The organism is Streptomyces sp. NBC_00247, assembly GCF_036188265.1.
GTDB lineage: Bacteria > Actinomycetota > Actinomycetes > Streptomycetales > Streptomycetaceae > Streptomyces.
Map to the genome: position 1 here is coordinate 1,005,205 of NZ_CP108093.1, position 22,663 is coordinate 1,027,867.

A 22,663-nucleotide genomic window follows, 5' to 3' on the forward strand; every position below is an offset into this window, starting at 1 on the left:
TGTGACGTGCGACCTCCTGACCGCATCGGCGACGTAGCCGCGCGTCACGCGCCCCGCGCCACGCACAGAACATGAAGGAGGGCCCTGCCACAGATGGGCAAGGCACAACGTCAGGCCGCGCTGGGCTTCCTCATCACGGCGGTCCTGGTTCTCAGCTTCCTCGCCATGCTGGTGGCGGTCGTCATGGCCTCGCTCCCGGTCTTCGCCGGTGCGGCGACCGCCAGTTACGCGGCCGACCTGGCACTGCACTCCTCCGCTTCGTCGACACTCGACCGGCTCCGGGACTCCCGCTTCGGCCTCACCATCCGCTTCCTGATCCGGCAGTTCCTGCTGCTGGCCCTGTGCGGATCGATCGGCGACCTCGACTCGTTCGTCATCCAGATGACCTCGGTCGGGCTGCTTCTCCTCTTCTTCCTGCAGCTCGTCTACGGCGCTCTGCTCAAGCGGGTGAAGTCCGAACGCGCCGCGCTCCCCTTCACCACCCGCGGACTGGACATGGACGCGCTGGGGATACGGCGGCTGCCGCACCCGTTCCTGATGGACAAGTACGTCCGTAAGACCCTGCACCTGGACATCCCGCTCGTCGGCGGGGCGCTCGCCACGGTCGGCACCGGCCGCTGGGAGTTCGTGACCTTCGGAGCCATCGCCACGGTGTGGTTCGCGGCGGTGGCCGTCCTGGTCCTGGTGCCCGGCGCCCGCAACGCGCTCGTCCTGCCGACCCCGGACGACGCCATCGGCGAACTGAACTGGCAGCTCGCGCAGTACCGGCCCCAGGTCGCCCTGTACTTCACCTTCGCCGCCGTCTCCCGGGACTTCATGTACCAGGTGAACATGTGGCTGGAGGCACTGGAGTCACTGGAGCTGCGGCCCATCATCGTGCTCCGGGAACGGGCCACCCTGCGCTTCCTCGACGCCACGTCCGTACCCGTCGTCTGCGTGCCCAAGGCCGAGTACCTGGCACGGGTGGAGATGCCCGAACTCCGGGTCACGCTCTATCCCGGGAACGCCGGCAAGAACGTCCACATGCTCCAGCGCCACGAGGTGAAGCACGTCTTCATCGGCCACGGCGACAGTGACAAACTCGCCAGCAGCAACCGCGTCAGCAAGGTCTTCGACGAGATCTGGGTGGCCGGGCGAGCCGGGCGCGACCGCTACGAGCGCATCAAGCACGCCGTCACGGCCCATCAGATCGTCGAGGTCGGCCGCCCGCAGCTGATGCCCCTGGAGCGCTGGAGCGGATCGGTCAGCCAGGACGTGCCCACCGTGATCTACGCCCCCACGTGGGAGGGCTGGACCGACGACGCCTGCTACACCTCCGTCATCCCGTCGGGCGAGCGCCTCATCCGGACGCTCCTCGCCGACGAGCGCAAGCTGCGGATCATCTACAAGCCCCACCCGCTGACGGGCACCCGCTCCCCCGCCGCCGCAGCCGCCCACCGGCGCATCATCTCGCTTCTGCAGGAGGACAACGCCGCCCGCTTCGGCCGCAAGGTCCTCGACTCGAAGGCCGCCGCACGGCAGCTGGCCCGGATCGACAAGAAGCTGGCCGCCCTCCAGGAACGTGGTGTCCGTTCGAGGTACCCGGACCTCACCGAGGAAGACCGGACCATCCGGATCCGCAAGCTCCGCGACCAGGCCGGCGCGCTGCACTGGGACTCCCTGCCGGTCGACGCCCACCAGGTGGTCACCGAGCGGGTGCCGACGCTGTACGACTGCTTCAACCACTCGGACATGCTGATCGGCGACATGTCGAGCGTGGTCTCCGACTTCGTGGCCACGCGCAAGCCGTACGCGATCTTCAACCTGGACGGCCTGCCGGACGACGAGTTCCGCAACGAACAGCGCACGGCCTACGCCTCGTACCTGATCGACGCGGAGTGCAACGGGCTGGAGACGGCGCTCACCGCGATGTTCTCCCGGGACCAGGACGTCATGGCGCCCTACCGCGAGCAGCTCAAGGACTACCTGCTCGGTCCGGACAACCCGCCGTCCTCGTACCGGTTCGCCCGTGCGGCGACCGACCTCTATCTGCGGGGTCTGCGCGACTTCCCCATCGAGTACCCGCCCCCTCCGGAGGCGATCACGCCTCCGGACGCGCCCGAGCCCGACCGGCAGCCGCACCGGATCGCCTGACGCGAACGGCCCGGCCCGCCGGTGGGCGGTCCGGGCCGTGACCGCGGCGGCACGCGGCCACCCATCTCCTACAGGGAGCACAGCACCTTGAGCACCAGCGCCACCCGTCGTCGTACCGTCGCCGTCGTCCTCGCAGGCGGCACCGGGCAGCGCGTCGGTCTCACTGTTCCCAAGCAGTTGCTCAAGATCGCGGGAAGGTCGGTCCTCGAACACACCCTGCACGTGTTCGAGAACGTCGACGAAATCGACGAGGTCGTCGTGCTGATGCCCCCGGACCATCGTGCGGAGGCTGAGAGGATCGTCGTCGGCGCGGGTCTGACGAAGGTCTCCCGGGTGCTGGCCGGGGGCAGCACCCGCAACGGGACGACGGACATCGCCATCGAGGCGATCGCCGCCGGCCTCGGCGAAGAGGACTGCGACGTGCTGATCCACGACGCCGTGCGTCCGCTGCTCTCGCCCCGCGTGGTGAGGGACTGCGTGGCCGCACTGGAGCTTCACAGCGCCGTGGACGTGGCGATCCCGTCCTCCGACACCGTGATCGTCACGCGCACGCACGGCGGGGACGGCGAGTTCATCACCGAGGTGCCGGACCGCGAGCGGCTCCGGCGCGGCCAGACCCCGCAGGGTTTCCGGCTGTCCACCATCCGCGCCGCCTACCGGCTCGCCGCGGCCGACCCGCTCTTCCGGGCCACGGACGACTGCTCGGTCGTCGTCCGGTATCTGCCCGACGTGCCCGTGCACGTGGTCATGGGCGACGAGCACAACATGAAGATCACCCAGCCCGTCGACGTGTTCATCGCCGACAAACTCTTCCAGCTGGCGTCCACCACCGCCCCGAAGAGCGGTTCGGACGCCTTCTACCGGGGCGCCCTGGCCGGACGGACCCTCGTCGTGTTCGGCGGTACCGAGGGCCTCGGCGCCGACCTGGCGCGGCTGGCCGGGGGTTACGGGGCACACGTGCACGCCGTGGGCCGGCCCGCCGACGGAGAGGACGCGGCGAGGGAACTCGCCGCCGCGCGCGCCGGCACCGGCCGGATCGACTTCGTGGTGAACACCGCGAGCCGCCTCCCGGTCGGCCGGCTCGCGGAGACCAGCACCGGGGCGATCCGGGAAGCGCTGCGCACCCACTACCTGGCACCGGTCGCCACCGCCCGCGCCGCACACCCCCACCTGGCCCGGACGAAGGGGCAGTTGCTCCTCCTCACCGGAACCAGCTACACCCGCGGCCGGGCCGGGTACAGCCTGCACTCCTCGGCCAACGCGGCCGTGGTCAACCTCACCCAGGCGCTGGCCGAGGAGTGGGCCGAGGACGGCGTCCGGGTCAACTGCCTCAATCCCGAACGGGTTTCGAGCGGGAGCGGCCTGCGGAGCGGTGCGGGACGGCACGAGGAGACGTCGCCGTCCCCGCGCGCGGCGGCGCGCAGCGCGCTGGACGTGCTGCTCTCGGGCATGTCCGGCCGGGTGATCGACGTACGGACCGGTTCCCCGGCCCCGCGGGGCTCGGCGTTCGACGCGGCCCTCTCGCAGATCCTCGACGCGTCCGAGGACGGTACGACGCACTGAGCGCGGCGCCCGGAGCGCTACGCACCGAGCGCTACGCACCGAGCGCGGCGCCCCGAGCGCGGCGCGCTGAGCCAGAACCAGCCCACAGCAGTCCCGGTGAGTTCATCGGGACGCAATCGGGAGCCCGGCCGGACCGGCCACCCCCAGGAGGACCTCATGAAGATCGCGTTCCTGATGTTCAGCGCGTACGGGCAGGCCGGCACGTCCGTCGCCACCCAGACGCTGGCCAATTCCCTTGCCGCCCGGCAGCACGACGTCGAGCTGGTGAGCCTGTTCCAGTACCACGACGCGCCTCCGCTGCGCTACGCGCCGGGGGTGTCCCTGCGCAGCCTGATGGACACCCGCAACGGCTCCGCCGACCTCGACGAACCACTGCACTCGGTCCCGTCCGACCACTGCGCCGGGTTCAAGCCGGACGACCGCAACCGCTACAGCCGCCTGGTGGACGAGCGCGCCGCCGCCTACCTCGCCGGCTGCGACGCGGACGTGGTCATCGCGACCGCTCCGAACACCGTCACACTGCTCGCGGTCTTCGGGACGGGGGCGTACATCACGCTGGGGCAGGCGCACACGCACTACCACCACCAGTCCCCCGGCTCGCGGAAGGCGCTGGACGCCGCCATCCCGAAGCTGGACGCGTTCGTCACGGTGACCTCCCGGGACGCCCGGACCCACCAGGACGCGTACGGGGCGGTGGGAACCGTCTTCCACGCCATCCCCAACGCCGTCCCCGGCACCACCCTCCGGTCGGACGTGCGCGGTTCGCGCATCGTGACCTCCTCCGGCCGGATGGTGGACTGGAAGCGGTTCGACCTGCTGATCACCGCCTTCGCCCAGCTCGGCCGGAGGCACCCCGACTGGACCCTGCGCATCTTCGGCAGCGGCGCGGAGAAGGCGGCGCTGCGCAAGCAGATCGACGACCTCGGCGCGAACGACCGCATCCTCCTCATGGGGCACACCAAGCACCTGCGGGAGGAACTGGCGAAGGCCGCGCTGCACACCTCCACCTCCACCGACGAGACGTTCGGCCTCACCATCGTCGAGGCGATGACCTGTGGAGTGCCCGTGCTCAGCACGGCGGGTCCGCACGGCCCTTCCGAGATCATCACCGACGGGGTGGACGGGAGACTGTCCCCGGTCGGCGACGCGGACGCCTTCGCCAAGAACCTGGACCTGCTGATGAGCGACGCCGAGCTGCGCGCACAGCTCTCCGTGAACGCGCTGGAGGCGTCCACCCGCTACAGCAACGAGGAGCAGGCGAAGACGTACGAGAACTTCCTGGCCGGTCTGCTGACGGCCCGGGACCTCCGTCCGGAGGCGCTCTGCCGGTCCACTCCGGCGGGCGACCTGGAGTTCGCCGTCGATCCGGCGACCGCCCCCGGCGGCCACTTCACCGTGCTCTGCGTCAACGCGTCGGACGGCCGCCAGGCGCTGCTGGCGGCCCAGGCGGAACGCGCGGTGGACGGGCGTCTCTACGCCGTCGTCCCGGCCCGGCTCCGGCTGGCCCCCGGTACCTGGAACGTGCTGCTGCGCCGCGAGGACGACGGTGTGATGCGCCGGGTGAAGGTCCGTGAGCTCCAGCAGTCCACGAACTCGCTGATCTCGTCGCCGGCCCACACCGGCCCGGTGCGGTTCCGTACGGTGACGCGCTCCGAGGACGAGTACCTCCAGATCGTCTCGCGCGAGTTCGCCGCCCACGCGGAGGTGCTGTCCGTCGAGACGGCGGGTCCCCACCTCACGGTGCGGGTCTACGCGCTGGGGGTCGCCGCGCTGCCGGGCGGGCCGCAGGTGGACCTGGCGGGCCAGGGAGCGCAGGTGGTCGCGCAGAGCCGCAAGAACGCGGACGCGCAGGTGCTGATCCCGTGCGCGTTCTCGGAGGGGTCGGCGAGCTTCACCGTCGATCTCCAGCAGTACGGCGACCGGATGATCGACCACGACTCCATCTGGGACCTGTCGCTGAGCATTCCGGGGAACCTGACGGTCTCGGGCGAGTCCCACCGGCTGCGGCTGGGACGGTTCGGTGACGAGATCCTCAAGCGCAAGCCCGTCAACGTCTACCCGAAGCGGACCGTCACCACGTCCGGGGGCCGCGCCGTCGCCTTCCATCCGTACTACACCGACAGCAATTACCTGTCGATCGGCCTGAAGCTCGCGTCCTGACGTGGTGTTCTCCGTGTGTTCCTCGGCTTCGGGGCGGGGCGGTCCGGTCTCCCGGCGCGTCCTCGCCCCCGCGCCGGTCCCGGGCAGACCGCCGGTCCCGGGCGTGCCTGTCGCGGGCGTGCGTGTCCCGGGCGAACCGGTCTCAGCCGGTGGGCCGCACGACGGTGGCCGGCTCCATCGCCAGGCCCGGTTCGGGGCGTTGCCTCGCGACGCGGAGGGCGCCGTCCCGGTCGATCAGGGCGAGCACCACGCGCCCGTCCGCGTCGTGGGCGAGGGCGGGTGCTCCGGCGGAGCGCTCGCCCGTCGGCGACCACCACACGCCGGCTCCCTCGTTCTCCGTCCCGCACGCGGTGAGCATGATCCCGCCTTCGTCGTCCCGGTGGGCGAGCACCGTGCAGTCGTAACCGTCGAGGAGGGCCCGCAGAACAGCGGGCCGACCGGTGACGGGCGAGCTGCCGAGGGGAATGGCCCAGGCGCCGGGACGGTGGGCGAAGAGGCCTTGGGCGCCCGCGTCGTCCCAGTAGTAGGTGAGGACGTCGGGCGAGGTCTCCAGGGCGACGACGGTGCCGGGCACATGAGCGAACGGGATGTCGTGGTCACCGGTGAAGTCGCCGCCCGGCTGCTTCTGGGTCCAGCGTCTGACCGAGCCGGAGGCTCCCGGGGTTCCGGACGCCACGGGGGCCAGGGCCTCGATCCGGCCGGCCGCGGTCGCCGCGAGTACGGCGCCGTCACCGAGCCCCTTGCCCAGCGCCGTCCACCCGGTCCACTTGCCGCCGTTCTGTTCGCGGCGCAGCAGGAGTCCGCCGTCGGCGTCTCGGACGAGGACGTGGAGCAGTCCGTCCGCGCCGGTGACCACGGTGGGCACGCCGACGCGGACGCCCTGCTCCCGGTCACGGTGCGGGTTGCCCAGGGAGTGCCACGCCGTGACCGGCCGACCGGACTGGAACTGTGTGGCGTGGACCAGGTCGACGGTTTCGCCCTCCGCGCGGCGGGTCGAGCGGCGGGCGACGAAGTGCACGAATCCGGTGGGCCCCTGATGCACCGTCAGCCGGGCGACACCCGGGGCGGGGAATGCCTCCGGCCCTGTCCAGTCCGGTCCACCCGGGCGGGCCTCGGTCCAGCGGAGCAGTTCTCCGTCGCCGAGGGCGTAGGCGGAGAGCCTGCCGTCCTCGCCCCGTACGAGCCACTGGCCGTCAGCCGTTTCGCGTGCGGTGCGGGTACTCTCCGCAGGCTCGGAACGGGCTTGGCGGGCAGAGGCCTTCCGCTGGGCGTCGCGCCCGGATCTGACCGGCATGGCGTGAAGTCGTCCTTCCCCGTGCTTCCCCGGCCGCGTCCGCAGGGGCTCTCGCGGCCCTCCGCCGAGGGGAGGGCCGAACCCGATCATCATAGTTTCCCGGCTGTTTGGCCGAAAGGCACCCTCCGGCCAGGTACGTCCCCCCGGCGGGCAGACCTCCGGGGAGGGCGGCGTAACGATCCGCAACCAGATTCGAAGATCATGCGAAGACTTTCCCCACATTCGAAAATATGTCTATAGTGCACGCTCTCTGTCCGGTGCACGCCCCCTCCTCACGGTGCACCTACGCGGACCGGCCCCACCCGAGTCCTCGCTCCCACCCCGGTCCTCGGCGGCCACGAGATCAAGGAACTCGAGCAGGATGAGCCACGACTCCGTTCCCCAGGACCAGGGACCCGCACCGCGGGCCGGGTCCCGCAAGAAGAAGGCCCCGCGCAAGCGCCGCAGGGGCCTCAAGATCACGCTCGGCATCGTCCTCGTCCTGCTGATCGCGGCAGGCGGCACGGCCTACTGGATGTACCGCGACCTCGACAACAACATCACGGCCGTCGACATCGACTCCAAGCTGGACGAGAAGGAGCGGCCGGAGAAGCTGCCGACGTCCGGGCAGAACCTCCTCGTCCTCGGCTCGGACTCGCGGGCCGGGGCGGAGAACAAGGAGCTCGGTGGCGGCGGCAGCGTGAGCGGCGCGCGGTCCGACACGGCGATGGTGGTGCACATACCCGAGGGCCGCACCGAGGCCGTCGCCGTCTCCATACCCCGCGACACCTTGGTGACCAGGCCCGAGTGCGTCAAGAGCGACGGCTCCACGATGGCCTCCGCCGACCGCGTCATGTTCAACTCGGTCTACTCGCAGGTGGGTCCGGCCTGCGTCGTGAAGACCGTCGAGAAGATGTCCGGTGTGCGGATCGACCACTACCTGGAGATCAACTTCGCCGGCTTCAAGGGTCTCGTCGACGCCATAGGCGGCGTCACCGTCGAGGTCGACGAGCCCATCAAGGACAGTTCGTCGGGCCTGGACCTCTCCGCCGGTACGCACAAGCTCAACGGCACCGAGTCCCTCGCCTTCGTCCGGACCCGTCACGGTATCGGGGACGGCAGCGACCTCGGCCGGATCGGCCTCCAGCAGCAGTTCATGTTCGCGCTGCTGAAGGAGGTCAAGAAGCAGGACCTGCTGGGCAGCCCCACCAAGTCGTACAAGATCGCCAGCGCTGCCACCGAGTCGCTCACCACCGACTCCAGCCTCGCCTCGCTGACGTCCCTCGCGGAGTTCGCCCGTTCGATGAACGGCGTCGACCCGTCGACCATGGAGACGATCATGCTGCCGGTCGAGTACGACAAGGCGGACCCGAACCGGGTGGTGGCCGCGCACCCGCAGTCCGACGACCTGTGGAAGGCGGTCCGCACGGACGCCACCATCCCGGAGTCGGCCAAGAAGTCCCCGGCGACCGGCGGCTGACGGGCTGTCACTTCAACGGACACGGAGGAGGGGCGTACGGGTCGGGACCCGTACGCCCCTCCTCCGTGCGGGGCGCTTCACTTCCGGCCGGTGGTCAGCCGGCTGTGCTTGCGCCCGTACGCGAAGTAGATGACGACGCCCAGCGCCATCCAGATCGCGAACCGGAGCCAGGTCTCCACCGGCAGGTTGAGCATCAGCCAGACCGAGGCGGCCACCGAGAGGACCGGGAGCACGGGCACCCAGGGGGTACGGAAGGCGCGCGGCAGGTCGGGGCGGGTGCGGCGGAGAACGATCACGCCGAGGGCGACCACCACGAAGGCGAAGAGGGTCCCGATGTTCACCAGGGTCGCCAGCTCGTCGATGCTGGTGAAACCGGCGACGATCGCGATGATCACGCCGAGCAGGATCGTCGGACGGTACGGGGTGCCGTACTTCGGGTGGGTCACCGAGAAGAACCGGGGCAGCAGCCCGTCGCGGCTCATGGCGAAGAAGACCCGGGACTGGCCGAGCAGCAGGATCATGCAGACGACGGTGAGCCCGACGGCGGCACCGAAGCTGATGACGCCCGCGTAGAAGGGGTGGCCGACCGCCTTGAAGGCGTCCGCCAGCGGGGCGCTGACGGAGAGTTCGGTGTAGTGCTGCATGCCGGTGACCACGATGGACACGGCGACGTAGAGCACCGTGCAGATCAGGAGCGACCCGAGGATGCCCCGGGGCATGTCCCGCTGCGGATGCCGGGTCTCCTCCGCCGCGGTGGCGACCACGTCGAAGCCGATGAAGGCGAAGAAGACGATGGAGGCGGCGGTGAAGATGCCCATCACGCCGAAGTTGGTGGGCGCGTAGCCGAACAGCGCCTGGACCAGCGGGGAGTCGAGCCCGGTGCCGGACGGCTGCGGCTCGGCCTCCGGGACGAAGGGCGAGTAGTTCCCGGTGTCGATGAAGAACAGCCCGGCGACGATGACGACCAGGACGACGGCCACCTTGATCGCGACGACCACGGTGGTGACCCGTGCGGAGAGCTTCATTCCGAGGACGAGGACCGCGGTGAGGACCAGCACGAGGAGGAAGGCCAGGAGGTCGAACCCGAACCCGGACGCCACGTCGGTCCCCGCGAGGGCGTCGGGCAGGGACCAGCCCGCGTTGTCCATCAGGGAGCGTACGTACCCGGACCAGCCGACGGCCACCACCGCCGTGCCCAGCGCGAACTCCAGCACCAGGTCCCAGCCGATGATCCACGCCACCAGCTCGCCGAGCGAGGCGTAGGAGAAGGTGTACGCCGAACCCGCGACGGGGACCGTGGAGGCGAACTCGGCGTAGCAGAGGGCGGCCAGCGCGCAGACCACACCGGCGACCGCGAAGGCGATGGCGGTCGCGGGGCCGGCGGTCTCCTTGGCGACCTTGCCGGTGAGGACGAAGATGCCGGTGCCGATGACGACTCCGACGCCGAAGACCGTGAGGTCGAGGGCGGAGAGCGACTTCTTGAGCGCGTGCTCGGGCTCCTCGGTGTCACGCAGGGACTGCTCGATCGTCTTCGTCCGGAGCAGTCCGTCCCGGCCGGGGGGTGTCCCCTGTTCCACGCTCACCCGTGTACCTCCACGCACTCGTCGTGGGCGCCATCATGGGGAGGCCCTGGGAGTGCGGGGCGCCTTGCGGGGCATGTCGCGCGAACGGGCCGGTGCCACCACCCGTACAGGGAGGTGGCACCGGCCCATTCGGCGGTACGCGGGTACGCCGGTCGTGTCCGGCGCCGTGGGGTCAGTCGCGGGCGGGCTCCGCGTCGCGGGTCTCGTAGCGGCCGTCGAGCTTGGCGACGAGCCCGGTGACCTGGCGGGCGATGTCCGGGGCGGTGAGGCCGATCTCGGCCATGACCTCGTTGCGGGAGGCGTGGTCGAGGAAGACCGGCGGGATGCCGAAGTCGCGCAGCGGCAGGTCGACACCGGCGTCGCGGAGCGCCTGGGCGACCGCGGAGCCGACACCGCCGACGCGGCTGTTGTCCTCGACGGTGACGACGACCCGGTGCCGGTCCGCGAGCGGGGCCATGGCCTCGTCGACCGGCTTGACCCAGCGGGGGTCGACCACGGTGGTGGTGATGCCCTGGGCGTCGAGCAGATCGGCGATCTCCAGGCACATGGGCGCGAGCGCGCCGACGGAGACCAGCAGCACGTCCGGCCGGTCGGTGTCGGGGACCCGCAGCAGGTCCATGCCGCCGACGGTGCCGACCGCCTTGACGGCCGGGCCGACCGCGCCCTTGGAGAAGCGGACCACGGTGGGCGCGTCGTCGACGTCGACGGCCTCGCGCAGCTGGGCGCGTACCTGGTCGGCGTCGCGCGGGGCGGCGATCCGCAGGCCTGGCACGCACTGGAGGATCGACATGTCCCACATGCCGTTGTGCGAAGCGCCGTCGGTGCCCGTGATGCCGGCCCGGTCCAGGACGAAGGTGACGCCGCACTTGTGCAGGGCGACGTCCATCAGGACCTGGTCGAAGGCGCGGTTGAGGAAGGTGGCGTACACCGCGAAGACGGGGTGCAGGCCGCCGGTGGCGAGGCCGGCGGCGGAGACCGCGCCGTGCTGCTCGGCGATGCCGACGTCGTAGATGCGCTCGGGGAAGGCCTCCTCGAACTTCCCGAGGCCGACCGGCTGGAGCATGGCGGCGGTGATCGCGACGATGTCCTCGCGCTCCCGGCCGAGCTTGACCATCTCCTCACCGAAGACGGAGGTCCAGTCGAGGCCGGAGGTGGCGATGGGCAGGCCGGTGTCGGGGTGGATCTTGCCCACGGCGTGGAAGCGGTCGGCCTCGTCCTGGAGGGCGGGGGTGTAGCCGCGGCCCTTCTCGGTGATGCAGTGGACGATGACCGGTCCGCCGAAGCGCTTGGCGCGCAGCAGGGCGGATTCCAGGGCCTCGATGTCGTGGCCGTCGATGGGACCCACGTACTTCAGGCCGAGGTCCTCGAACATGCCCTGCGGGGCGATGAAGTCCTTGAGGCCCTTCTTCGCGCCGTGCAGCGTCTCGTAGAGCGGCCGGCCGACGACGGGGGTGCGCTCCAGGAGGTCCTTGCCGCGGGCGAGGAAGCGCTCGTAGCCGTCCGTGGTGCGCAGCGTGGCGAGGTGGTTGGCGAGGCCGCCGATGGTGGGCGCGTAGGAGCGCTCGTTGTCGTTGACGACGATGACGAGCGGGCGGTCCTTGGCGGCGGCGATGTTGTTCAGCGCCTCCCAGGCCATGCCGCCGGTGAGGGCGCCGTCACCGATGACGGCGACGACGTGGTCGTCCTTGTGCAGGACCTCGTTCGCCTTGGCGAGGCCGTCGGCCCAGCCGAGGACCGTGGAGGCGTGCGAGTTCTCGATGACGTCGTGCGCGGACTCGGCGCGCGAGGGGTAGCCCGACAGGCCGCCCTTGCTCTTGAGCCGGGAGAAGTCCTGGCGGCCCGTGAGGAGCTTGTGCACGTAGCTCTGGTGGCCGGTGTCGAAGAGGACCTTGTCGCGGGGCGACTCGAAGACCCGGTGCAGGGCGATGGTCAGCTCGACCACGCCCAGGTTGGGGCCCAGGTGCCCACCGGTCTTGGACACGGCGTCGACCAGGAACGTACGGATCTCCCCGGCGAGCTGTTCCAGCTGGTCGAGGCTGAGCCGGTCCAGGTCGCGCGGTCCCTCGATGCGGGTCAGCAGGTCCACCCGTGCCTCCTTGCGTATGAGCTGGTCGAGCGTGCCGATTTGGACGAGTCTAATGTTCCGGTTCGGGGCCGGAGCATCGGGCGGTGCGTTCCTTCTCACGCCCGGGGTACTACGGGCCGGCACGCACCCGCCAGAACCTCGCGCTGCGTGCTCCTACCCAGGAAGCCCCCGCCATCCTCATCGAACAGGATGGGAACGGCCTGAAGACGGACGCGCGGGTGCCCGGCACCCCCTGAGGGACGCCGGGCACCCGCGCGGAGCCGTGGTTCAGGCGCGGCCCGCCGTCTTCTGGGTCTTCCGGGTGACGGAGTCGATGCAGACCGTCGCCAGGAGGACGGCACCCGTGATCATGTACTGGACCGGGGTGGCGATGCCTTCGAGGTTCAGACCGTACTGGATGGAGACGATCACCATCACGCCGAGGAGGGCGTTCCAGGTGCGGCCCCGGCCACCGAAGAGGCTGGTGCCACCGATGACGGCCGCCGCGATGACGTTCATCAGCAGGTCGCCGGTACCGGCGCTCTGGTTGGCGGACGCGATCTTGGAGGCCCAGAACAGGCCGCCGATGGCGCCGAACGTACCGGCGATGGCGAACACCGAGACGCGGATCGCGGTGACGTTGATACCGGCGCGGCGGGAGGCCTCGACGCTGCCGCCGAGGGCGAAGATCTTCCGGCCGTAGGCCGTACGGCGCAGGACGAAGTCCGTGATGACCAGGGCGACGATGAAGAGCACGAACGCCAGGGGCAGACCGCGGTCCTGGTTGAACATGAACGCGGCGGCGAAGGCGAAGACCGCCAGGACGACCGTGCGCAGGACGATGTCGGCGAGCGGGCGGGACGGGACCCCGGCGGCCGCACGCCGGCGGCTGTCGAAGAAGGCCGACAGGAAGAAGGCCGCCACACCGACGACCGCGAGGCCGTAGGCCGCGGCGACGTCGGTGAAGTAGTACGTCGTCATCTGGCCGACGACGCCCTTGCTGTCCAGGTTGATGGTGCCCGTGTCACCGAGCAGGTTCAGCATGAAGCCGAGCCAGAACAGCAGGCCGGCCAGGGTGACGGCGAACGCCGGGGCGCCGATCTTGGCGAAGAAGAAGCCGTGGATCGCGCCGATCACCGCACCGCTGACGATGGCGATGAGGATGGCGAGCCATTCGTTCATGCCGTGCGTGATGGTGAGCACCGCGACGAGGGCGCCCGACACACCGCTGACCGAACCGACCGAGAGGTCGATCTCACCGAGCAGCAGGACGAAGATGATGCCGACGGCCATCATGCCGGTGGCGACCATCGTGACGGAGATGTCGGTGATGTTCTTCGCGGAGAGGAACTCGGAGTTCATGCTCTGGAAGACGACGCAGATGATCACCAGACCGATGATGACCGGGAGCGATCCCAGGTCACCGGCGCTGATCTTGCGCTTGAACTCGCTGAAGTAGCCGCTCAGTCCCTGCTCGCGGACGAGCAGCCGGGGGTCGACCACGGTGGCGGCGCCGTCGGCGGCCTCCGGGTTGACGACCGGCGATTCCGCCGTGGCGGTGGAGGTCTTGTCCGTGGTCACTTCGAAACCTCCGCGGTGCGCGCCGCACGACGGGTCACGGCGTTGTCCGTGGCGCCCGTGATGGCAGAGATGATCTCTTCGTGCGAGGTGGTCTTCACGTCGAAGACGCCGTTGTTGTGGCCCAGGCGCAGCACGGCGACCTTGTCGGCCACCGCCTTGACGTCGGCCATGTTGTGGCTGATGAGGATGACCGCGAGACCGCGCTCGCGCAGCCTCTCGACCAGGTCGAGGACCTGGGCGGTCTGCTCGACGCCGAGGGCGGCCGTCGGCTCGTCGAGGATGACCAGCTTCGGGTCACCGAGCATCGAACGCGCGATGGCCACCGTCTGGCGCTGACCGCCGGAGAGGGAGGCGATCGGGATACGGACGCTGGGGATGCGGATGGAGAGCGTGGAGAGCAGCTCGCGGGAGCGGCGCTCCATCTCGACCTCGTCGAGGACGCCGAAGCGGCGCAGCTCCCGGCCGAGGTAGAGGTTGCCCACGACATCGAGGTTGTCGCAGAGGGCGAGGTCCTGGTAGACCGTCGCGATGCCCAGCCCCTGGGAGTCCTGGGGGCGGTTGATGTGGACCGGCTTGCCCTCCCACTCGATGACACCGTCATCGATGGGGTGGACACCGGCAATGGTCTTGACCAGCGTTGATTTTCCGGCGCCGTTGTCGCCCACCAGGGCGACCACTTCACCGGCGTGGACCTCGAGCTCGACTTCGGTGAGTACCTGGACGGCACCGAATCGCTTCGAGATCCCTCGCAACGCCAACACGGGCGTAGCGGACACGTGAACCATCTCCTTCGCCGCCTGACCGGCGGGGATGCCGCGCCTGGGGGGAGGCGCGGTGGTTGAGCAGAAGGGAAAGCGAGGAAGCGTTTCCGTCCGGCGCCCCGCCCGCTAGCGGGGCTGGTGAAGGGCGGGACGCCGGACAGGCTTCTGGTGGGCGGGCCGCTGCGCGGCGGGCCCACGGGGACCGGCCGATCCGCCCGGGGCGGGGCCGGACCCGGCCGGAGCCCCGCCGGCCGCACGGGGCGGGGGCGGGGTCCGGCGGGTCGGACTACTTGAGGCCGAGGGTGGCGCAGGCGGAGGCGTACTGGCCGGCGCAGATCTCGGCGACGGTGTAGACGCCGTCCTCGATGACCGTGTCCTTGATGTTGTCCTTGGTCAGCGAGACGACCGGGACGAGGTAGGTCGGGACACCCTTGGTGGTGGCGCTGTCCACGGTCGAGGTGGCGACCGAGGCGGCGATCTTCTCGCCCTTGGCCAGCGAGACGGCCATGGTGGCGGCGGCCTCACCCTCCGGGGAGTACGGCTTGTAGACGCTCATGAACTGCTCACCGGAGACGATGCGCTGCACGCCCGCGAGCTCGGCGTCCTGACCGGTGACCGGCGGGAGGGTCTTCAGGCCGGAGGCCTTGAGGGCGGTGATGATACCGCCGGCCATGCCGTCGTTGGCGGAGTAGACGCCGACGATCTTGTCCTTGCCGAGAGCCGTGATCGCCGCCTCCATGTTGGCGTTGGCGTTCTCCGGCTTCCACTCCTTGGTGTCGTACTCCTTGCCGACGGTCACCTTGCCGTCCAGGACGGACTTGGCGCCCTTCTTGAAGAGTGCGGCGTTCGGGTCGGTGATCGCGCCGTTCATCATCACGATCTTGCCCTTGGAGGCGTTGTCACCCAGCGCCTCGAGGAGGGCCTTGCCCTGGACCCGGCCGACCTCTTCGTTGTCGAAGGAGGTGTAGGCGTCGATGGGGCCTTCGGCGAGGCGGTCGAAGGCGACGACGGGGATGCCCGCGTCCTTGGCCTTCTGCACGCTGTTGGCGATCGACTTGGAGTCCACCGCGTCGATGATGAGGGCGTCGACCTTGTTGGTGATCATGGTCTCGACCTGCTGCGCCTGCAGCGTGGCGTCCTGCTTGGCGTTGCTGTAGACGACCTCCGCCTTGCCGCCCGTGAGCTCGCCGATCTTCTTCTCGATGATCGGCTTGTCGAACTTCTCGTACCGAGCGGTGGCGTTCTCCGGAAGGAGCAGACCTATCTTGAGGTCGTCGCCCTTCTTGGCCGACGACGACGAAGAGCTGTCGGCCTTGTCGCCGGACTCCTTGGCGCTCCCACAAGCGGCAAGCGAGACCGCCATGGCGGTGGCGGCGACAGCAACAGCGGCATGGCGCATACGCGTGTTCATAACTCGAACCTCCCTGACGAGGCCGCGACGTTGCGGCCGAGGTGGACGGAAGTCAACTCGGCCGCAGAGGCGGCGTCAAGGAGTAAATACTTAACGAGATGACAACGGTGCCATTCGTTATCTAAGTGAAGGCAGGGCTGGCGGGCGAGAGCGTGTTCTCCAACAGGGTCGAATCGCCCATTTCGCTCAGCACCAGAGCCAGTGCGCCGAGCACCTCGGCGCGCCCTCCGAGCGCCCCGGGGAGCACCGAGAGCTGTCGCGCGGCGCTCGGAATGGAGTAGCGCGCCACCGAGTCGCGGATGGGCCCGAGGACCAACTCCCCGGCCTCCGCGAGCGATCCGCCGAGCACGACCCGGCTGGGGTTGAGGAGGTTGCACAGGTTCGCCACGCCGCTGCCGATGTGCCGGCCCACGTCGGCGATCACCCGGCGGCACCCCGGGTCGCCCTCGCGGGCCAGCTGGACGACCCGGTCCATGGTCAGGTCCGGCCCGTGGCTGGGCCTCAGGAGCGGCAGGACGTACCGGGCGGCGGTGAAGGTCTCCAGGCACCCGCGGTTCCCGCAGCGGCAGACGGGGCCCGCCTCGTCGAGGGTGATGTGGCCGATCTCGCCGGCGGTCCCCCCGGGACCCCGGTAGATCGCCCCGTTGATCACCAGGCCCGCCCCCACCCCGCTGGCGACCTTGATGTACGCGAGGTCCCGGACACCGCGTCCGCTCCCCCAGACCAGCTCCCCCAGGGCCCCGAGGTTGGCGTCGTTGTCGACGTAGACGGGCACTCCGAGGCGGGCGGCGAGCTCCGCGCTGGGGTTGATGCCCGTCCACCCCGGCAGGATCGACGTGGAGCCGAGCGTGCCCGACTCCACGTCGATCGGGCCGGGCACCCCGAGCCCCACGCCTATGACCTTGTCCGGGCCGATCCCGGTGGTCCGGATCAGGCGGTTGACCAGCGCCTCCGCCCGCCCGAACCCGTCCGCGGACGAGGCGTCCACGTCCAGGGGCTCGGACTCCTCGGCGAGGACCTGGTGGGCCAGGTTGCCGATCGCCACGCGTAGGTGCGTATGGCCGAAGTCCACCCCGATGACGACGCCCGCGTCGCCGCTGAGCGAGACGCTCCGGGCCCTGCGGCCCCCCGCCGAGGTGGGGGTCACCTCGACGGTGCCGCCGTCCTTCAGCTCGCGCACGATGTTGGAGACGGTGGCCGCGGAGAGGCCGGTACTCCTGGCGATTTCCGCCTGGGTGAGCGACCCCGCCATGCGCACGGCGCGTACGACCCGCTCAAGATTGGCCCGATGCAGAGATGTCTGCGACCCCGGAGTCTCCATCGACTCACTCACTCCTGCCGTTTTCTCTAACATGTGAACCAATAGCTGACCGTTCCCGGGTGTGCCCCGTCAAGACCTTGAACGCTCGGAGCCCCGTATGAGCGCGGTACCTCCCCACATGAGGTCGGTGGAATTCGGCGGAACACGGACGAAACCGCCCAACGGCCGGAGGCGGTCGGGCGGTTCCGTGGTGAAGCCGCGGTGAAGCGGGGGTGCTACTTCAGCGCTCCGGCGGTCAGACCGGCCACTACCTGACGCTGGAAGACGATGTACGCGGCGAGGACGGGGAGCATGGCGATGACGAGTCCGGCGAAGAGCCCGGAGTAGTCCCCCTTGTAACCCTGGCTGGTGGAGAGCTCCACCAGGCCCTGCGCCAGCACCCGCTTGTCCGGGTCGGTGTTCAGCACCGTGGGCAGCATGTACTGGTTCCACTGCCCGAGGAAGTTGAAGATCCCGACGCTGATCAGCCCCGGCTTGGCCATCGGCAGCATCACCTGGAAGAAGGTCCGGGTGTGCGAGGCCCCGTCGATCAGCGCGGCCTCCGCCACCGAGGTCGGCAGCGTGCGGAAGAACGAGGTCAGGAAGAACACGGTGAACGGCAGCGAGTACGCGATGTACACGAGGATCAGGCCGTGGATCGTGTTCAGCAGCCCCATGTTGTCCATGACGTAGAACAGCGGGACCAGGGCCAGCATGACCGGGAAGCTCATGCCTCCCACGAACAAGAAGTAAATGAAACGGTTGCCGGGGAAGTCGAACCGGGCCAGTACGTACGCGGCCATCGACCCCAGCACCAGCGTGCCGACGAGTGAACCCCCGACCACCAGGACGGTGTTGAGGAAGTACTCGCTCATGTGCGCCTGGTTCCAGGCACGTCCCCAGGCGTCGAAGCTCAGCGAGTCGGGCAGCGCCCACGGGGAGTTGAAGATGGCCTTGTCCGACTTGAAGGCGGACATCACGGCCCAGAACAGAGGCAGGATCACCAGGACCGCCCAGATGACGAGCACGCCGTGCGAGAACACGTTGAGGACGTGCCCCTCACCGCGCTTCGCCTCGGGCGTGCCGCCGCCGTCGGTCTTGGCCACCCGCTGTCCGGGTACGCCGCCCTCCTCGCGGAGGGCGGGCGGGGTGTCAGTGGTCTTCATCAGTACTCCAGCCGCTCGCGCCGGCCCAGCTTCATGACCACGGCGGCGAACGCCAGGGTCACGAGGAGCAGGGCGACGCCGATCGTGGTCGCATAGCCCGCCTGTCCGTCCCGGAACGCCGCTTGGTAGACGTACAGCGGCAGAACGGTGGTCGAGTAGTCCGGCCCGCCCGGGCCGACGCTCATGATGTTCACCACGGCGAAGCCCTCGGCGCCCAGCGCGAGGATGCCCATGTAGACCCACCCGGACTGCACGGTGTCCCAGAGCAGCGGGAGGGTGATCCGGAAGAAGGTGGTGAACCTGGTCGCCCCGTCCAGCAGGGCCGCCTCGTAGAAGTCCTTCGGGATGGACGCCATGCCCGCCGAGAAGAGCACCACGAAGAACCCGGTCGTGCACCAGACGAGGACCGCCATGATGCACCAGAGCGCGAGCTTCGGGTCACCGAGCCAGTTCGGCAGGTCGTGGTCGAATCCGAATGCCTTCAGCGACCCGTTGATCATGCCCTGGGCCGGGTCGAAGGCGAACTGGAACAGGATCGCCACGATCGCGATGGAGAGGACCTGCGGGAAGAAGTAGGCGATCTTGTAAAAGCCCGATCCGCGGACGCCCGAGATGACCGCGTCCTTACGGCGCCGTCCGCCCACATTGAGCATGAACGCGAAGAAGAGCGCGAGCCCCAGCGTCACCAGCGGCAGCAGGACCGCCAGCAGCACACTGTGCTCCAGCGATTTCCAGAAGATGTCGTCCTTGAACATCTTGGTGTAGTTGTCGAAGCCGACCATCTCGAAGTCGGGGCTCAGCCCCGTCCAGTCCGTGAACGAGTAATAGATGGACTGGATGAAGGGCCAGACGACGAAGATGACGTACAACGCCATCGGGGCGATCAAGAACCCGACTATGAACCGGTATTTACCGTGCTGCATCGTTACCGACTCCGACCTTCCTGCTGTGCCGCCGCTGGTGACGCGTGGATCACTGGTGCTTGAAGTGCTTGATGGACCCGTCCTTGGCCGCCGCGTCCGCGTAGCCCTGGATCTTCTTGATCGCCTCGGCGGGGGTCGCCCGGCCGGCCATCATCTCGCCGAGACCGGAGACGCCGATCTGCTCCTTCTGGAGCTTCACGTACCAGTCCTGCAGACGCGGGTTGACGACGTTGGTCCCGGCCTTCTCCAGTGCGGCGACACCGGACTTGAGGCCGTCCGACAGCTCGATGCCGTCGGTGCCGCCGTTGTAGGCGGACAGGGACTTGGTGCTGCTCGTGAAGGACTTCGAGGAGGCCTCGCTGAGCATGATGCGCAGCTGCTCCATGCCGCCTTCGGCGTTCTTCGCGTTGGCCGGGACGATGAAGGGCTCGCCGCCGGACGCCCAGATGGTGCCGAAGGGCATCTTGTCCGAGGCGTCGAGGCTGGAGGGGGCACCCACGGACAGCTTGAAGTCCTTGGGGATGATGGAGGCTTCCTCGTTCTCCACCCAGGAGCCGTTGGGGATGAACAGCGCCTTGCCGTTGGCCCACGCGCCCTGCGAACCGCGGTGGTCGAGGCCCGGGGTCCCCTCCAGGACGTAGCCCTTCTTGAAGAGCTCGTAGTACGCCTCGAACGCAGCCTTGACGGCGGGGTGTTCCCACGCCTTCGGCTCCAGGTTGTCGATCGCGTCGAGCACCTCGACACCACCGATCTTGGCGATGAAGGGGTAGAGCGAGAACGGCAGGTAGTAGGGGTACTTGCCGGCGTAGGTCCAGCCGGCGATGCCCTTCTTCTTGGCCTTCGCACAGAGCGCGAGCATGTCGTCCCAGTTCTCCGGGTACGTCGCGTCGAGCTTGTCCAGCGCGGTCTGCGAGTACCAGACGCCGTACACCGTGTAGGCGTAGTACATGATCCAGACCGGGTCGCCGTCGAACTGGCCCATCTCGACGATGCCCGGGCGCAGGGTGTCGCGCACCGTCTTGTTCGGGTCGTCGATGGACGGCGCGTCGAGCAGCGGAGTCAGGTCCGCGAGCTGCTTCTTGCCGACCAGGACGCCCATGTCCATCTGCTGGGCACCGGAGTTGTCGATCAGGTCCGGCGGGGTACCGCCGTTGAAGCGCGGCTGCAGGACCGACTGGATCTTCTGCGTCTTGGAGAACGTGACCTTGGCCTTGGGGTACGTCTTCGCGTAGACGGCCTTGGCGTCCTCGGCGTACTTCGTGCCGAACCCGCCGTCGAAGATGACCAGTTCGAGGGGCGCGCTCTCGTTGACGGCCAGCGGGTTCTCCGCCGACTTGGTGCCCTTCTCGACCTTCTCGTCGGAGCCGCTGTCGCCACTGGCGCAGGACGCCAGGAAGCTCATCGTGGGAACGGTGATCACGCCGAGAGCGGCGGACCGCTTGATCAGATCGCGACGGCCGAGACCCTCATTGTTGTGGGCGGAGGTCGATCCCATGCTCAAGTCCTCACCTTCATCAGGACTCAGGCGGTGTACCGGTCACCCGTCGAGATCTCGCCTCAGGCGAAGGGTCCCGCCACCGCGCGGTCGGTTGCGCTTGGGTCGTGCAGAGAGACGTACCAATGTGCCTGACTCGGCCTGGCGTGCCGGGAGAACGTACAGCGAAACAGCCCATGGCATGCCTCGTACCGCTCCCCCGTACCCCTGGCGAGTGCGCAACCGTGTGAAACGGCTGTGCAGACGCCGACAGGTATAGTCCACTTGCTGCCGGAGGAGCAAGATCGAATGCAGGTTTGCCCGGGAGTCTTTCCCGAGTTGAGACCTCGCTGATACGTCGGCACCGTGCGCCCTGCGACCGACGGCAGCATTTCCCGGATTTCGACGATTCGCCCGTCACCTCTCCCGTAACCGCCGCGAAACGCGGGAGCACTTGACCGTCACGCGTGCCTCGCGCGGGCCCCCGGGGAGGCCGAATCGGGTGGAATCCCCTCACGCCCGGGTCACAACAAATGGCGGCGAACGCCGATCCTGGCCGGGAGCCCCGCGCACGGACCGCCGGGTGAGGGAAATACGATCCGGGCGAATCGGTCGAGCCCGTACCGAATGCCCGCACGATCCACGTAACCGTGTTCAATTCCCGAACGGAAGGCGACGAAAGGGAACGGGACGGTCCGGTGGGGCCCGGTGAGGTCCGAGCCGGTCGAATGCGGTCGGGTCCGGTCGCACCCGGCTGGGCCGGGCCGGGTCGGACGTCGGGTCGGATCGCGTCCGGTCAGGCCGGGCTGGGACCACCGGAACGCCGGATCGGCCGGATCGCCGCCGGAAGACGAGGTACGGCCGGCACCGTGTCTCCGGTGCCGGCCGTACCTCGGATGCGGCCGTCCCGGCCGCCGTGAGGGCTGTCCCGCGGCTCGTGCCCGCCGGACGCCCTCGCTCCGCCCCACTCGGCCGCGCCCCTGGCCCGCCCGTCCCGCACCCCGGAGCCCGCGCCAGGACGGGTCGGGCCCGGCCGCCGGAGCTCACGCGACCGGAATCCGCACCTCTCAGCGTTCCCGGCGGACCTCGCGGACGAGGCTCTCGGGCAGGGCCAGGTTCCACGCCGTGATCACGGGCTGCCCGTGCTCGGTGCCCAGGCGGGAGATCGCCCCGGTGGCCAGTTGGAAGAGGCTTCCGCCCGCGGGGGGAAGGTCCAGATAGCGGGCGGTGAGCACGCGCAGGAAGTGGGAGTGGGCGACGAGCACGACGTCCTCGTCGCTCGCGAGGCCCTCGGCCGTCGCGCGCACCCCGGCGAGCACCTTGTCGGCCCGTTCGCCGATCTCGGCCGGGCTCTCGCCCGGGTGCGCGGTGGGACCGGCCTCGACCCCGTCGGTCCAGAGGTTCCACAGGGGCCGGGTGCGGTGGATGTCGATGGTGGTGATGCCCTCGTAGCCGCCGTAGTCCCATTCGCGCAGCTCCGGGATGATACGGGGCGAGGTGAGTCCGGCCAGTTCGGCGGTGCGGCGGGCCCGGACCGAGGGGCTGACCAGGCTGAGCCCGACCTGGCGGTCCGCCAGCAGCGGGGCGAGCGCGCGGGCCTGGGTCTCGCCGAACTCGGTGAGCGGCAGATCGGTGTAGCTGGTGTGCCGTCCGTTGCGGGACCATTCGGTCTCGCCGTGCCGGATCAGAATCAACTCGCCCATGGTGCGTCCGTTCTTCGTGCGTGTCGCTGCGATCGTGCAAACCCGCCGGACCACGATCGCATTCCGCCGGGACCGGGCCGCCCACGA

Annotated in this window: 15 protein-coding genes; 4 read left to right on the forward strand and 11 right to left on the reverse strand. The window is 69.4% G+C overall.

Going from position 1 to position 22,663, the window contains the following annotated elements; translation table 11 throughout:
* The first annotated feature begins 93 nt into the window (after positions 1–93).
* The 3 genes from OHT52_RS04060 to OHT52_RS04070 all read left to right on the forward strand — a co-directional run bounded on the left by OHT52_RS04060 (position 94) and on the right by OHT52_RS04070 (position 5,856).
* Positions 94–2,133 (forward strand): hypothetical protein, encoded by a 2,040-nt coding sequence (locus OHT52_RS04060; protein ID WP_328718738.1) that lies wholly within the window; start codon positions 94–96, stop codon positions 2,131–2,133.
* Positions 2,134–2,220: 87 nt separating this feature from the next.
* Positions 2,221–3,696 (forward strand): bifunctional cytidylyltransferase/SDR family oxidoreductase, encoded by a 1,476-nt coding sequence (locus OHT52_RS04065; RefSeq protein WP_328718739.1) that lies wholly within the window; start codon positions 2,221–2,223, stop codon positions 3,694–3,696.
* Positions 3,697–3,852: 156 nt separating this feature from the next.
* Positions 3,853–5,856 carry a glycosyltransferase gene (locus OHT52_RS04070; protein WP_328718740.1) on the forward strand — a complete coding sequence of 668 codons (2,004 nt, stop codon included), beginning with the start codon at positions 3,853–3,855 and terminating at the stop codon, positions 5,854–5,856.
* Positions 5,857–5,998: 142 nt separating this feature from the next.
* Here OHT52_RS04070 and OHT52_RS04075 read toward each other — a convergent pair whose 3' ends face one another.
* Positions 5,999–7,150, reverse strand: coding sequence for a hypothetical protein (locus OHT52_RS04075; RefSeq protein WP_328718741.1), 1,152 nt, complete (start codon positions 7,148–7,150; stop codon positions 5,999–6,001).
* A 361-nt stretch (positions 7,151–7,511) separates the two neighbouring features.
* Between OHT52_RS04075 and OHT52_RS04080 the strand changes: the two genes are divergently transcribed.
* Positions 7,512–8,609 carry an LCP family protein gene (locus OHT52_RS04080; protein WP_328718742.1) on the forward strand — a complete coding sequence of 366 codons (1,098 nt, stop codon included), beginning with the start codon at positions 7,512–7,514 and terminating at the stop codon, positions 8,607–8,609.
* Between the two features lie 77 nt (positions 8,610–8,686).
* Here the strand turns inward: OHT52_RS04080 and OHT52_RS04085 are convergent, their stop codons facing one another.
* From OHT52_RS04085 to OHT52_RS04130, 10 genes are all read right to left on the reverse strand, one after another.
* A complete protein-coding gene (locus OHT52_RS04085; RefSeq protein ID WP_328718743.1) occupies positions 8,687–10,192 on the reverse strand; it encodes an amino acid permease in 1,506 nt (501 codons plus the stop codon).
* A gap of 172 nt (positions 10,193–10,364) precedes the next feature.
* Positions 10,365–12,278: a 1-deoxy-D-xylulose-5-phosphate synthase gene (gene dxs / locus OHT52_RS04090; protein WP_328718744.1), complete on the reverse strand. Its 1,914-nt coding sequence runs from the start codon at positions 12,276–12,278 to the stop codon at positions 10,365–10,367.
* Positions 12,279–12,545: 267 nt separating this feature from the next.
* A complete protein-coding gene (locus OHT52_RS04095; RefSeq protein ID WP_328718745.1) occupies positions 12,546–13,838 on the reverse strand; it encodes a sugar ABC transporter permease in 1,293 nt (430 codons plus the stop codon).
* A complete protein-coding gene (locus OHT52_RS04100) occupies positions 13,835–14,623 on the reverse strand; it encodes an ATP-binding cassette domain-containing protein (RefSeq protein WP_328718746.1) in 789 nt (262 codons plus the stop codon). The genes OHT52_RS04095 and OHT52_RS04100 overlap by 4 nt, the downstream gene beginning before the upstream one ends.
* Positions 14,624–14,885: 262 nt before the next feature.
* Complete coding sequence (locus OHT52_RS04105; protein ID WP_328718747.1) at positions 14,886–16,010, reverse strand: sugar ABC transporter substrate-binding protein; 1,125 nt, start codon at positions 16,008–16,010, stop codon at positions 14,886–14,888.
* Between the two features lie 121 nt (positions 16,011–16,131).
* Positions 16,132–17,331: an ROK family transcriptional regulator gene (locus OHT52_RS04110; RefSeq protein WP_328718748.1), complete on the reverse strand. Its 1,200-nt coding sequence runs from the start codon at positions 17,329–17,331 to the stop codon at positions 16,132–16,134.
* 215 nt (positions 17,332–17,546) lie between these two features.
* Positions 17,547–18,476, reverse strand: coding sequence for a carbohydrate ABC transporter permease (locus OHT52_RS04115; protein ID WP_328718749.1), 930 nt, complete (start codon positions 18,474–18,476; stop codon positions 17,547–17,549).
* A complete protein-coding gene (locus OHT52_RS04120) occupies positions 18,476–19,399 on the reverse strand; it encodes a carbohydrate ABC transporter permease (protein ID WP_328718751.1) in 924 nt (307 codons plus the stop codon). The genes OHT52_RS04115 and OHT52_RS04120 overlap by 1 nt, the downstream gene beginning before the upstream one ends.
* Positions 19,400–19,448: 49 nt before the next feature.
* Positions 19,449–20,894, reverse strand: coding sequence for an N-acetylglucosamine/diacetylchitobiose ABC transporter substrate-binding protein (gene ngcE / locus OHT52_RS04125; RefSeq protein WP_328718752.1), 1,446 nt, complete (start codon positions 20,892–20,894; stop codon positions 19,449–19,451).
* A 1,046-nt stretch (positions 20,895–21,940) separates the two neighbouring features.
* The gene (locus OHT52_RS04130) at positions 21,941–22,576 is read right to left on the reverse strand and encodes a histidine phosphatase family protein (RefSeq protein ID WP_328718753.1); all 636 of its coding nucleotides are present in this window, start codon (positions 22,574–22,576) and stop codon (positions 21,941–21,943) included.
* Positions 22,577–22,663: the final 87 nt, after the last annotated feature.

Bases quoted from the DNA above. Each gene is read 5' to 3' on its own strand.
- OHT52_RS04060 (WP_328718738.1), top strand. From the start codon at position 94: ATGGGCAAGGCACAACGTCAGGCCGCGCTGGGCTTCCTCATCACGGCG.
- ngcE (WP_328718752.1), bottom strand. From the start codon at position 20,894: ATGGGATCGACCTCCGCCCACAACAATGAGGGTCTCGGCCGTCGCGAT.
- OHT52_RS04075 (WP_328718741.1), bottom strand. From the start codon at position 7,150: ATGCCGGTCAGATCCGGGCGCGACGCCCAGCGGAAGGCCTCTGCCCGC.
- OHT52_RS04080 (WP_328718742.1), top strand. From the start codon at position 7,512: ATGAGCCACGACTCCGTTCCCCAGGACCAGGGACCCGCACCGCGGGCC.
- OHT52_RS04105 (WP_328718747.1), bottom strand. From the start codon at position 16,010: ATGAACACGCGTATGCGCCATGCCGCTGTTGCTGTCGCCGCCACCGCC.
- OHT52_RS04115 (WP_328718749.1), bottom strand. From the start codon at position 18,476: ATGAAGACCACTGACACCCCGCCCGCCCTCCGCGAGGAGGGCGGCGTA.
- OHT52_RS04120 (WP_328718751.1), bottom strand. From the start codon at position 19,399: ATGCAGCACGGTAAATACCGGTTCATAGTCGGGTTCTTGATCGCCCCG.
- OHT52_RS04130 (WP_328718753.1), bottom strand. From the start codon at position 22,576: ATGGGCGAGTTGATTCTGATCCGGCACGGCGAGACCGAATGGTCCCGC.
- OHT52_RS04100 (WP_328718746.1), bottom strand. From the start codon at position 14,623: ATGGTTCACGTGTCCGCTACGCCCGTGTTGGCGTTGCGAGGGATCTCG.
- OHT52_RS04110 (WP_328718748.1), bottom strand. From the start codon at position 17,331: ATGGAGACTCCGGGGTCGCAGACATCTCTGCATCGGGCCAATCTTGAG.
- OHT52_RS04070 (WP_328718740.1), top strand. From the start codon at position 3,853: ATGAAGATCGCGTTCCTGATGTTCAGCGCGTACGGGCAGGCCGGCACG.